The sequence below is a fragment of the Cellulosimicrobium sp. GQ32 genome, from assembly GCF_059758455.1.
This window is the reverse complement of sequence record NZ_JCAXEP010000007.1, coordinates 26,169-38,691: the sequence shown is the minus strand read 5'-3', so window position 1 is coordinate 38,691 and position 12,523 is coordinate 26,169. Positions and strand designations below refer to the sequence as shown.

10 protein-coding genes are annotated in these 12,523 nt (G+C 73.8%); all 10 read right to left on the bottom strand.

What is annotated here, in order from left to right:
* Nucleotides 1-88 precede the first annotated feature (88 nt).
* The gene (gene dhaM, locus AC6CH9_RS12775) at nt 89-817 is read right to left on the bottom strand and encodes a dihydroxyacetone kinase phosphoryl donor subunit DhaM (RefSeq protein ID WP_498155230.1); all 729 of its coding nucleotides are present in this window, start codon (nt 815-817) and stop codon (nt 89-91) included.
* The gene (gene dhaL / locus AC6CH9_RS12770; protein WP_375810497.1) at nt 814-1,458 is read right to left on the bottom strand and encodes a dihydroxyacetone kinase subunit DhaL; all 645 of its coding nucleotides are present in this window, start codon (nt 1,456-1,458) and stop codon (nt 814-816) included. Before dhaL ends, dhaM begins: the two co-directional genes overlap by 4 nt.
* Nucleotides 1,459-1,527: 69 nt before the next feature.
* Nucleotides 1,528-2,523 (bottom strand): dihydroxyacetone kinase subunit DhaK, encoded by a 996-nt coding sequence (gene dhaK, locus AC6CH9_RS12765; protein WP_498155229.1) that lies wholly within the window; start codon nt 2,521-2,523, stop codon nt 1,528-1,530.
* A 192-nt stretch (nt 2,524-2,715) separates the two neighbouring features.
* The gene (locus tag AC6CH9_RS12760) at nt 2,716-4,137 is read right to left on the bottom strand and encodes a bifunctional folylpolyglutamate synthase/dihydrofolate synthase (protein ID WP_498155228.1); all 1,422 of its coding nucleotides are present in this window, start codon (nt 4,135-4,137) and stop codon (nt 2,716-2,718) included.
* On the bottom strand, nt 4,134-7,580 hold the full coding sequence (gene ileS, locus AC6CH9_RS12755) for an isoleucine--tRNA ligase (protein WP_498155227.1): 3,447 nt from the start codon (nt 7,578-7,580) through the stop codon (nt 4,134-4,136). Before ileS ends, AC6CH9_RS12760 begins: the two co-directional genes overlap by 4 nt.
* A 245-nt stretch (nt 7,581-7,825) precedes the next feature.
* Nucleotides 7,826-8,092, bottom strand: a complete 267-nt coding sequence (locus AC6CH9_RS12750; protein ID WP_498155226.1) for a hypothetical protein — start codon at nt 8,090-8,092, stop codon at nt 7,826-7,828.
* A gap of 319 nt (nt 8,093-8,411) precedes the next feature.
* Complete coding sequence (locus AC6CH9_RS12745) at nt 8,412-10,004, bottom strand: molybdopterin-dependent oxidoreductase (RefSeq protein WP_498155225.1); 1,593 nt, start codon at nt 10,002-10,004, stop codon at nt 8,412-8,414.
* A gap of 43 nt (nt 10,005-10,047) precedes the next feature.
* Nucleotides 10,048-10,410, bottom strand: a complete 363-nt coding sequence (locus AC6CH9_RS12740; RefSeq protein ID WP_498155224.1) for a hypothetical protein — start codon at nt 10,408-10,410, stop codon at nt 10,048-10,050.
* A 77-nt stretch (nt 10,411-10,487) separates the two neighbouring features.
* Nucleotides 10,488-11,492 (bottom strand): DUF6973 domain-containing protein, encoded by a 1,005-nt coding sequence (locus tag AC6CH9_RS12735; protein ID WP_498155223.1) that lies wholly within the window; start codon nt 11,490-11,492, stop codon nt 10,488-10,490.
* Nucleotides 11,493-11,556: 64 nt separating this feature from the next.
* Nucleotides 11,557-12,366 carry an SDR family oxidoreductase gene (locus AC6CH9_RS12730; RefSeq protein WP_498155222.1) on the bottom strand — a complete coding sequence of 270 codons (810 nt, stop codon included), beginning with the start codon at nt 12,364-12,366 and terminating at the stop codon, nt 11,557-11,559.
* Nucleotides 12,367-12,523 lie beyond the last annotated feature (157 nt).

Sequence of the window (12,523 nt, the reverse complement as noted above, 5' to 3'; positions counted from 1 at the left end):
GGAGAGTCGTGGGCACGAGGAGCATTCTTGCATCCTGTGCAAATTTGCATCAACTGCAACCCCAGTGACGACGGTCACACGTCCCGGCTCAGACCTCGCCGAAACCGCCCTCCACGGCCTCGACGACGGCGGCCACCGCGTCGGCGGCCTGCGGCCCCTCCCCCGTGACGGTGAGCTCCTGGCCGCCGGTCGCGCCGAGCTTCATGAGCTCGAGCACGCTCGCCCCGTTGACGCCGTCGATCGCGACGCTCGCGTCGAAGCCCGCGACGAGGCGCGCCAGCACCGCCGCCGGGCGCGCGTGCAGGCCGAGCGGGTTGCGCAGCGTGACGACGGCGCGCGCAGCGCCGTCCACGGTGGGCGCGCCGTCGACGACCGGCCCCCCGCCCTCGGGAGCGGCGCTCGCGACCGCGAAGGTCCCGCCCGCGTGCTCGGCGGACGCGAGCACCTCCGCGACGTCCCCACCGCCGTGGGCGGTCACCGCCGCCGCGACGGCCCCCTCGACGAACGGGGCGTCCGCGAGCCGGACCCTCCCGTCGAACCCGTCCTCCATGTCGAGGACCGACTCGACCGTCATGACGGCCGAGCCCAGATCGGCGAGCACGACCACGCCGTCCGCGACGCCGAGCGCCTCGTCGAGCGCCCCGGACACGCGGTCGTAGCTGGTCCCGAGCCCGCCGTCGTCGGTACCGCCGGCCGCGAGCAGCAGCACGCCGGGAGCCATCTGCGCAGACAGCTCGACGGCGCCCTCCGCGAGGCGCTGCGAGTGCGAGACGAGGACCAGCGCGACGCGGGCCCGCGCCCCGGCCGTGCCGCTCACGCGGTCGCCGCGTCGCGCGCGGCCTCGAGCAGGATCGCGGTCGACGTCGCGCCCGGGTCCTGGTGGCCGGCGCTGCGCTCGCCGAGGTAGCTCGCGCGGCCCTTGGTGGCGACGAGCGGGATCGTCGCCTCGGCGCCCGCGCGCGCCGCCGTCGCGGCCGCGGCGAGGACGTCGGCGGTCGACGCCCCACCGTCGGCAGCCCCCTCCGCCGCGTCCACGGCGGGCTGCCAGGCGTCCACCATCGTCTTCTCGCCGAGCTGAGCCTTGCCGCGCGCGGTGATGCCCTCGAGCGCGCCCTCGAGGAGCGCGACGACTCCGTGCGCGTCGAGCTCCTCGAGCCCGGTCACCTTCGCTGCCCGGAGGTACGCCGTCCCGTACAGAGGACCCGAGGCGCCGCCGACGGAGGACATGAGCGTCGTGGCCACCAGCTTGAGCACGTCGCCGATCTGGCCCGGCGGCTGGTCACCGGCGGCCGCCCCGTCGAGCTTGGCGACCACCGCGCGGAACCCCCGGTCGAGGTTCTCCCCGTGGTCGCCGTCACCGATCTGGCGGTCCAGCTCGGTCAGCTCGTCCCGTGCCGCCGCGATGCGCTCCGCGCTCAGCCGCGTCCACCGGTCCGCCCAGGCCACGTCCAGCGTCATGCCCCACCTCTCCTCGCCGTCGAGCCGACGGTCCGCCGGCTCTCGGAGACTGCACGAAAGGGCACCGCCTCACCAGCGCAGCGCAGCCGTGCGGACGGGAGCGTCCCACAGGGCGGTGAGCTCGTCGTCCAGGCGCAGCACGGTGACCGACGCACCCTGCATCTCCAGCGACGTGACGTAGTTGCCGACGAGCGAGCGCGTCACCCGTACGCCGCGCCCCTCGAGCAGCCTCCTCGCCTGACGATAGACGACGTACAGCTCGGACAGCGGCGTACCGCCCATTCCGTTAACGAACAGCAACACGTCCTCGCCGTCGGTGAGGCCCAGGTCGTCCGCCACCGGGTCGACGAGCCGCTGCGTGATCTCGTCGGCCGACGCGAGCGGGATGCGGTGGCGTCCGGGCTCGCCGTGGATGCCGATCCCGATCTCGACCTCGTCGTCGCCCAGGTCGAAGCTCGGCTTGCCGACGTGCGGGACCGTGCAGGCGGTGAGCGCGACGCCCATCGAGCGCACGTTCGCGACGACGCGACCCGCGATCTCCGTCACGGCGCCGAGGTCGTCGCCCCGCTCGGCCGCGGCACCGGCGATCTTCTCGACCGCCACCGTGCCCGCGACGCCGCGCCGGCCGGCGGTGTACAGCGAGTCCTCGACCGCGACGTCGTCGTTGACGAGGATGCTCGTGACCTGCGTGCCCTCCGCCTCGACGAGCTCGACCGCCGTCTCGAAGTTCAGCACGTCACCCGTGTAGTTCTTCACGATGGCGAGGACGCCGGCGCCCGAGTCGGCGCCGAGGATCGCCGGGACGATCTGGTCCGGCGTCGGCGAGGTGAAGACCGCGCCGGGGACCGCGGCGTCGAGCATGCCCGGGCCGACGAAGCCGGCGTGCAGCGGCTCGTGGCCGGAGCCGCCGCCGGAGACCAGCCCGACCTTCCCGGGGACCGCACCCCCGGCCCGCGAGACGTAGGGGGGCGCGACGTGCACCTCCACGAGGTCGGCGTGCGCCTGGCCGAACCCCTCCAGGGACTCCGACACCGCGTCCTGGGGATCGTTGAGCAGCTTCTTCACCGGTCATCCCTCCATCGGTCCGTGCGCCCGGTGCTCCGGACGCTGACGACCCCCGCCCGGCGTGCCGTCGCCGTCGTCGCCTCCATCAAACACCCGGGCGCAGCAGGTCGCGAGGTGTCCCCCGCGCACGAGGCACTCCACCGGGCGGGGCGCCTCGTGCGCGCAAGGACAGCTCGCGCCCGGGCGGGAGCGTCAGCCGCGACCGAGGAGGACGCGAGCGTCGGCGACCGTCACGACCGAGCCCGTGACGAGCACGCCCGAGCCCGTCCCGACTCCCACCGCGTCGTCCCGCTCTGCGAGGTCGACCGCGACCTGGAGCGCCTCGTCGAGCCGCTCGGTGCTGTGCACGCGGTCCTCGCCGAACACGTCCGCGGCGAGCTCGGCGAGGTCGGTCGGGTCGGCAGAGCGCTCCGAGCTGTTGCGCGTCACGACCACCTCGGACAGCACCGGTTCGAGCGCCGCGAGGAGCGGCTCGGCGTCCTTGTCCGCCATGATCGCGACGACCCCGACGAGGTGGCGCAGGTCGAACGCCTCGCCGAGCGCGACCGCGAGCGCCTCCGCGCCCGCGGCGTTGTGCGCCGCGTCGACGAGGACGGTCGGGCTGGACCGCACGACCTCGAGCCGGCCGGGCGACGTGACGTCCGCGAACGCGGTCTCCACCAGCTGCCCGTCGAGCGCGCGGCCGCCGAGGAACGCCTCCACCGCGGCGAGCGCGAGGAGCGCGTTGTGCGCCTGGTGCTCGCCGTGCAGCGGGAGGAACACCTCGGTGTAGAGCGCCGCGGGCGTGCGCAGGTCGAGGAGCTGCCCCCCGACCGCGACCTGCCGGGCCGCCACGTCGAGGTCGACGCCCTCGCGCAGCAGGCGCGCGCCGACGCGCTCGGCGCGGGCACGCAGCACCTCCTCCACCTCCGGGCGCTGCGCGGCGGAGACGACGGTCGCGCCGTCCTTGACGATGCCCGACTTGACCGTCGCGATCTCCTCGAGCGTGCTGCCGAGCCACCGCTCGTGGTCGAGCGCGACCGGCGTCACGACCGCCACCTCGGCGTCGACCACGTTGGTCGAGTCCCACTCGCCGCCCATGCCGACCTCGACGATCGCGACGTCGACGGGCGTGTCCGCGAACGCGGCGAACGCCACACCCGTGAGCACCTCGAAGAAGCTGAGCTGCGACTGCCCGGTCTCCGCGAGCTCGGCATCGACGACCTGCACGTACGGGTAGACGTCCTCCCACACCTCGACGAACCGGCGCGCCGAGAGCGGCTCGCCGTCGACGACGATCCGCTCCGTGACGCTCGTCAGGTGCGGGCTCGTGAACAGGCCGGTGCGCAAGCCGTGCTCGCGCACGAGGCGCTCGGCGACGCGCGCGGTGCTCGTCTTGCCGTTGGTCCCGGTGAGGTGGATCGTCCGGAACGCGTGCTGCGGGTCGCCCAGCAGCTCGAACAGTCGCCGCACCCGGTCGATCGTCGGGTCGAAGTCGTGCTCGGGGGCACGGGACACGATGTGCTGGTAGACGCGCTCGAGGTCCGCCTGCGCGGCGGCGTCCTCCGCCGCCGCGCGGGCGTCCTTCGCGCTCTGCCGGCGTGCGGCCCCGGGGTCCTTGCGCGCGGCGCTCACAGGATCACCGCCGTGTCCGGAACGGTGCCGTCGGCCTTCTCGACGCGCACGGAGCGCACGTCGGTCGGCGACGTCTCGACGACGACCTCGACCGCGAGCGTCTCGCGCGCGACGAGGTCACGGTGCTCCTCCACAGCGACGAGCCACTCGCCCGGCACGTCGAGCGACAGCCGGATGCGGTCGGCCACGTCGAGGCCGGCGGCCTTGCGCGCGTCCTGCACGTCGCGGATCACGTCGCGGGCGTAGCCCTCGGCGAGCAGCGCGTCGTCGAGCACGAGGTCGAGGACGGCGAACCCGCCGCCCGCGAGCACCGCGGCGGCGACGCTCGGCGCTTCACCCTCGGCGACGCCGCGGTCGGCGACCACCGTCGTCAGCTCGTACTCCGCCGGCAGGAGCGCGACGTCGCCGTCGTCCGTCGTCACGACGACGTCCCCGGCGTCGTCCACGCGCCACGCCCCGGCCTTCGACGCCTTGATGACGGCCTGGACCCCGCGGCCCAGGCGCGGACCGGCGGCGCGCGCGTTCACGGCGAGGCGCTGGGTGATGCCGAACCGGTCCGCAGCGTCGGAGTCGGTCGACTCGAGCTCGACGGCCTTGACGTTGAGCTCGCGCGCCAGCAGGTCCGTGTACGGCGCGAGCGCCCCCGGGTCGTCCACGACGACCGTGAGCCTCGCGAGCGGTTGGCGCACGCGGAGCTGGTGCGCCTTGCGCAGGCCGAGCGCGGCCGACGCGACGGCACGGACCTCGTCCATCGCGGCGACGAGCGCCGGGTCGGCGACGAGGGACGCGTCCGGGACCTGGTGCACGGACACGGCGTACGAGCCGTCCTCGCCGACGAGCCGCTCGCCGACCTCCTCGGTGGACGCCGGCCAGTCGGTGAGGTGCACCGAGCGCCCGCCCGTCAGGCCGCGCCACACCTCCTCCGCGAGCAGCGGGGCGAGCGGCGCCATGACGCGCGTGAGCGTCTCGAGCGCGGTGTACAGCGTGTCGAACGCGTCGGCGTCCTCGGCCCAGAACCGGTCGCGCTGCGTGCGCACGTACCAGTTCGTCAGGACGTCGAGGTGCTCGCGCACGGTCTCGCACGCGCCCGCGATGTCGTACGCGTCGAGCTGCCCGGTCACGCGCACGACGAGGTCGTGCGTGCGCGCGAGCAGGTAGCGGTCGAGCGCCGGGAGCCCGGCCACGCGCTCGGGCGTGACGCGCTGCGCGACGTACCCCGCCGGCTCGCCGGGTTCGCCCGCCCGAGCCTGCGCCTTCGAGGAGTTCGCGTACAGGGTGAAGAAGTAGTACGTGCTCCACAGCGGCAGGAGGACCTGGCGGACCGCGTCCCGGATCCCGTCCTCGGTGACGACGAGGTTGCCTCCGCGCAGGATGGGCGAGCTCATGAGGAACCAGCGCATCGCGTCGGAGCCGTCGCGGTCGAAGACCTCGTTGACGTCCGGGTAGTTGCGCAGCGACTTGCTCATCTTGCGACCGTCGGAGCCCAGCACGATGCCGTGCGAGACGGCCGAGCGGAACGCGGGGCGGTCGAACAGCGCGGTCGCGAGCACGTGCAGCGTGTAGAACCAGCCGCGCGTCTGGCCGATGTACTCGACGATGAAGTCGCCCGGGTTGTGGTGCTCGAACCAGTCGGTGTTCTCGAACGGGTAGTGCACCTGCGCGTAGGGCATGGACCCCGAGTCGAACCAGACGTCCATGACGTCCTCGACCCGGCGCATGGTCGAGCGGCCCGTCGGGTCGTCGGGGTTCGGCCGGGTGAGTCGGTCGACGAACGGTCGGTGCAGGTCCGGCTCGCCCTTCTCGTTGCGGGGCAGCGTGCCGAAGTCGCGCTCGAGCTCGGCGAACGACCCGTAGACGTCGACGCGCGGGTGCTGCGGGTCGTCGGAGCGCCACACCGGGACGGGGCTCCCCCAGAACCGGTTGCGCGTGATCGACCAGTCGCGCGCGTTCTCGAGCCACTTGCCGAACTGGCCGTGCTGGATGTGCTCGGGCGTCCAGGAGATCTGCTCGTTGAGCTCGACCATCCGGTCCTTGAACTTCGACACCGCGACGAACCACGACGACACGCCCATGTAGATGAGCGGCTTGCGGCAGCGCCAGCAGTGCGGGTAGGAGTGCGCGTACGACTCGCGGCGCAGCAGCACCGTCCCGGGGCTCGTCGCGCCGAGCGCGAGGTCCGGCGTCTGCTCGCCCGCGGCGACCGCGGCGTCGTGGCGCGTGCGGCCCTTGAGGTGGTCGATGATGAGCGCGTTCGCGTCGAAGACCTGGAGGCTCTCGTAGTCGACGACGGGGAAGACGAACTTGCCGTCGGACGCGACCGGGAGGACCGGCTCGACCCCTTCGCGGTCGGAGACGACCTTGTCCTCCTCGCCGAACGCGCCGGCGTTGTGCACGAGGCCGGTGCCGTCCGTCGTCGTGACGAAGTCCGCCTCGACCACGCGGTGCGCCCCGGCGTGCCCGGCGAAGTAGGAGAAGGGCGGCGTGTAGGAGCGCCCGACGAGGTCGGCGCCCGTGAGGCGCTCGACGACCTGCGTCGTCACGTCCTCGACGCCCTCGTCGGCGAGCTCGCGCGCGTACGCCGCGAGGCGCTCGGCGGCGATCACGTAGCGCTCCTTGACGCCCGTGAACGACGACTCCACGACGACGTACTCGACGTCGGGGCCGACCATGACGAACAGGTTGGACGGGAGCGTCCAGGGCGTCGTCGTCCAGATGAGCGCGAGCTCGCCCGTCTCGAGCCGGAAGCCGACGGTGACCGCCGGGTCCTGGCGGACCTGGTAGACGTCGTCGTCCATGCGCAGCTCGTGGTTGGACAGCGGCGTCTGGTCGTTCCAGCAGTACGGCAGCACGCGGAAGCCCTCGTAGACGAGGCCCTTGTCGTAGAGCTGCTTGAACGCCCACAGGACCGACTCCATGAACGTGGGGTCGAGCGTCTTGTAGTCGTGCTCGAAGTCGACCCAGCGCGCCTGGCGGGTCACGTAGTCCTGCCACTCGCTCGTGTACTTGAGCACCGACGCGCGGCACGCGTCGTTGAACCGCTCGATCCCCAGCTCGAGGATCTCCTCCTTGGTCTTGATCCCGAGCTGGTCCATCGCCTCGAGCTCGGCGGGCAGGCCGTGCGTGTCCCAGCCGAAGCGGCGCTCGACGTGCTTGCCGCGCATGGTCTGGTAGCGCGGGACGACGTCCTTCGCGTACCCCGTGAGCAGGTGCCCGTAGTGCGGCAGGCCGTTGGCGAACGGCGGGCCGTCGTAGAAGACGAACTCGTTGCTGCCGTTCTCGCCGGCGGGGTTGCGCTCGACCGAGGCGCGGAACGTGTCGTCCGCGTCCCAGTAGGCGAGCACCTCGCGCTCGATGGCGGGCAGGTCCGGGGAGGCGGGGACGCCGAACGCGGCTCCGGGGTGCGAGTCGGCGGACGAGGGTGCGCGGTGCAGCGGATAGGCCATGGTCTCGAGGACTCCGGTGGGTAGCGGTCGGCGGGTTCGTCCGCCGTGGTGGTACGGGTCGGTCGTGCTCTCCTGCGAGGACGACTCCCCCACCCAGGGGCGGGCTCGCCGCGGTACCACCTCGCTTGCCGGCGTCGTCCCCCGGTGCCCGACGCCGTCGGGCCCGGCGGGCGGTCACCGACCGCTCGTCGCAGGCTGTGACGGGCCCACCCGTCCGGTTCTAGTGAGGACCTGGCCGCGGGCCGTCAGGCCTGCCCGACGGCGCGGGTCCCGTTCTTCCGGAGGCTCGCCGGTGATGGCCGGGTCGACGCCTGTGCGTCCATGGTAGCCGCCGCCCGGCGACGCGCGGTGTAGGCGTCGATGTCCCGCGCGACGAGCCACTCGAGCGTGAGCGGCGGGCGGGCGTCGTGACCGACGGCGGTCGTCGCCGCGGGCGAGCGGGCGGCCTCACGCGACGGCGCGGCGAGCGACGTCGTCGGGCGGTAGCGGGGAAAGCTCGGGGGAACGTACATGGTGGTCTCGCGTCCTGTGCTCGGCGGGCGTCCGGAGGTGCAGACCCGGGTGTCGCGCGGGACTCATCGATGAGCCCGTGGCACGAGACCGGCGACCGTCACGCCCCTTCGTCAGGAGGGAGGGGCGGGAGGCTGCTCGCGGACACCAGGTCGAGGCTGCGCAGGGCGCCGCGAGCCCTCAACAACAGGTGACGGCGGAGACCCGCGGGCGCGCGAGGACGAGCGAGCTGCTCGTGGGGCGCGGGGAGGTCACGCGGACATGGTGCCAGGACGGGCCCGGGGCGGACAACCCCGGGTCCACAAGCCGGACGTGGTCCCGTCAGTCGACGCGGACCGCGACCTCGTGCCAGCCGGACGCGCCGTCGGGTGCGGGCGGGGCGACGTCCGCGGTCTGCGTGCGCCCGTCGGCGTCGGTCGCGCGGACCGTCAGGCGGTGCTCCCCCGGCGTCGCGTCCCAGACGTACGACCACTGTCGCCACGTGTCCGGGCCCACGGTGTCGGCGAGCGTCGTGGCGCGCCACGTGCCGTCGTCGACCCGGACCTCCACGCCCGCGATCCCCGTGTGCTGCGCCCACGCCACGCCCGCGACGGTCACGACGCCCGCCGCGACCGGCGCTCCCGCGCGCGGCGTGTCGACGCGCGACGCGAGCTTGATCGGGCCGCGCTCGGACCAGCCGCGCGTCGACCAGTACGCGACGTCGTCGGCGAACGTCGTGATCTTGAGCTCGGTGACCCACTTGGTCGCCGACACGTAGCCGTACAGGCCCGGGACCACGAGCCGCGCGGGGAAGCCGTGCTCCGCGGGCAGCGGCTCGCCGTTCATCCCGACCGCGAGCAGGCACGCCCGGTCGGGGTCGGTGAGCACGTCGAGCGGGGTGCTCGCGGTCCAGCCGTCGGCGCTCGTGGACAGGACCATGTCGGCGCCGTCGCGGACCCCGGCACGCGCGAGCAGCTCGCGCACGGGGTAGCCGAGCCATCGCGCGTTGCCCACGAGGTCGCCGCCGACCTCGTTCGACACGCACGTGAGCGTCACGTGGTGCTCGGTGAGCGGGAGCGCGAGGAGCTCGTCGAGCGTGAGCTCGAACGGCTCGTCGACGAGACCGGTCACGCGCAGCGTCCACGAGTCGGGGTCGACCTGGGGCACGCGCAGCGCGGTGTCGATCCGGTAGAAGTCGCCGTTGGGCGTCACGTACGGCGCAAGGCCCGGGACGCGCAGGTCCGCCCCGGCGGGGACGGCCGGCGCCGGGGTGGCCGGGGACGGCAGCCGCAGCGCCTCGCGCGCGGCCGTGACGGCGCGCGACCCGGCCGACACCGCGCGGGACGTCGCGAGCGCGACGACGCCCGCCGCGGCGGCGAGGCCGGTGACGAGGAGGAAGCGCCGCCGGTCCATCGACGCCCGTGCGGAGCCGGTGCCCGCCGCGTCGCTGTCCAGGCTCGCACCGGCGAGAGTCGCCTCCGCGGGCCCGCGCAGCGGGGCGAGCGACGCGCGCAGCAGCAGGATCGCGACGCCCACCCCGACGAGGGACGGCAGCGCCCACGCCACGCTCGCGCCCGGCCGGGCCGCAGCCACGACGGCACCTACGAGGCCCACGACGCCCAGCAGCACGGACCCCCACGGCGGACGGCGCAGCTCGAGCCAGCCCGCGAGCGCCGCGCCCGCCGCGAGGACGACCGCCATGCCGCCGAGCAGGACGGCCTTGTCCGCCGTGCCGAACGTCGCGACCGCCCACTCCTTGACCGGCCCGGGCACGGCGTCGACCACCCCGGCCCCGGCGGCGAACAGCGGGCTGGATCCCGGCCCGACGAGCGCCGCGACGAGCTCGGCGACCGCGAACCCGACGGCCGCCGACACGACGCCGGCGACCGCCGCCCACGCGCCTGCCCGCGCCGTCGGTCTTTCCTCGCTCCTCATGGTGACCAGGGTGCGCCGGGTCGGCGCTCCAGGTCCAGCGGCCTCAGGTGCCGTCGACGAGCCGCGCATGCCCGGGGCGCGAGGCGTCCGGCGCCACGACGGCGGTGCTGCTCAGCAGCGTCCGGTAGTCGCCCGTGAAGACGTCCGGGGACGTGACGAGGAGGCGTACCACCTGTCCCCCGTCCCGGAAGACGAAGAGGTCCGTGCCGCCGGTGAACCGCTCCTTGTCGATCCCGGTCTCGCCCACGACGCTCTCGATGTCGTCGACCGTCGTCCCCTCGTGGAACAGCGCGACCTCGTCCCAGGAGAAGTCCGCCGCGTCCGCGAGCGCCAGCTCGGTCCCCCCTTGCGCGGCCTCGATGATCGCCTCGTCGAGCGCCTCCGGAGCACCTTCGATCGTCGGCATGTCGGCTTCCTCTCCGCTGCACCCCGCAGCGACCAGGACGAGGGCGGCGCTCAGGAGCAACGAACGACCGGCGCGCGTCACGAGTCGGAGCTCTCGTCGTTGAACTGCGGGTCCTTGCCCGGCAGGGGGTCGGCGGGGCGAGCGTGCCCGGTCTCGCCGACCGCGACCTCGTTGGAGTAGGCGAGGTTCCCCTCCGGGTCGACGACGACCGTCTCGCCGTCACGGACCGCCTTCTCGACGAGGTCGGCGAGCTGGTACACGTCCGCGTCGGGGTTCTGGGCGGCGATCCGCCGCCCGACCTCGTTGTTGTACAGGTCCATCGCCTCGCGGGCAGGGGGGTTGCCGGGGATCTGCTCGTGCGCCGTCGCGTAGTCCTCGGCCCACGCCTCGCCGTACTTGCGCGTCATGAGCGCGTTCCAGTACGCGTGCCGGAAGGCGTCGTTGTGGTTGTCGTTCTGGTCGCCCGGCTCGAACCGCTCGTCGGCGAACTCGAAGGCGCGGTCGTGGATGTCCTGGAAGGACTTCAGGGACAGGAGGCTGAGATCGTTGAGCATCGAGGCCTCCTTCTCCGTGATCTGCGGCAGCGGGTCGGTGAACATGCTCGCCGGCCAGTCCGGCTCCCAGTTCTTCAGGACCTTCCCGTCGCTCACCTGGTACCCGGTGAGGATTTCGTCCGGCGTCGCTCGGGCGTCGCCGGGCGCGTGCGCGACGACCGCCATCGCCTGTGGCGACGGAACGGCCGCTAGGGTCGTCGAGTCGCGTCCGGGTGCGGGCGACGACCCGGCGTCCGGACCCTGGGCTCCCCCGCCCGAGGTCCCTCCCGCGGCGCTCGCCCGCTCCTGCTGGTCCGCCTGGCGGCGCACGTCGAGCCCCGTCTCACGGACGAGCTCGGTAGCGCGCGCGAGGTGGCGGCGCAGCTCACCCTCCCACGACGCGGTGAACGACGCCCCGTCGGGACCCTGCCAGGCCGCGGACCCGACGACGCGGTCGAGCTCCGCCCGCGTCGCGGCGAGGCTCTCTCCGGCCGACTCGAAGGCCTCCCCCAGGCGGCGCAGCGCCGCGACATCCGCTCCGACCAGCACGTTCTCCCCCTCCGACGTGGTCTCGGCCGCTCAACCTACCAGCGGGAGAGGGCCTGTCGGCAGGTCATCCCGCGCGCTTCGGCTCGAGCGGGGCGCGCCACAGGGAGTACGTGGACGCCTGGGCGACGGGACGCAGGACCAGCGAGTCGATGTTGACGTGGTGCGGGCGCGTCACGGCGAAGGTCACGACGTCCGCGACGTCGTCCGCGGTGAGCGGGTCGACTACCCCGGCGTAGACCGCGTCGGCCCCGGCCTGGTCCCCGTGGTAGCGGTTGAGCGAGAACTCCGGCGTGTGCACGAGGCCGGGGGCGATCTCGATGACGCGGATCGGCTCGCCGACGAGCTCCAGGCGGAGCGTCTTCGCGACCCCGAGCAGCGCGTGCTTGGACGCGACGTAACCGGACCCGCCGACGTACGTGTCGTGGCCGGCGGTCGACGTCATGAGCACGATGTCGCCGCGGCGCGACGCGCGCAGGAGCGGCAGGAACGCCTTCGTCACGCGCACGGTGCCGAGCACGTTCGTCTCGTACATCGCGCGCCACTCGTCGATCTTCGCCTCGTCGACGTGGTCGACGCCGAGCCCGAACCCGGCGATGTTGAGCAACGCGTGCACCGGCCCGCGCGCACCGGCCTCCGCGACGAGGCGTGCGACGTCGTCGTCCGACGTGACGTCCCCGACGACCGGGTGGGCGCCCGTGCGCTCCGCGACCTCGGCGAGCCGGTCCGCGCGCCGCGCGAACGCCACGACGTCCCACCCGCGGGCGCGCAGGAACCGCACGCACGCCTCGCCGATGCCCGACGACGCTCCGGTCACCACCGCGCGCAGCGGTGCGGTCGAGGGGCTCTGGGCAAGCAGGTTCGATGGCTCCGTCACGACGGACACTCTGCCACGACGGACCGCGGGAAGGACTAGGCTGGCGGAGGACCACGGGCCCCGCACTGGCCCGTCCGGGCGGCACGGGTCTGTGCCGCGGGTCCGCGCGACGCGAGATGACGCGTCGGTCCCGGCCGGCGCTCGCCGGTCGGCATCG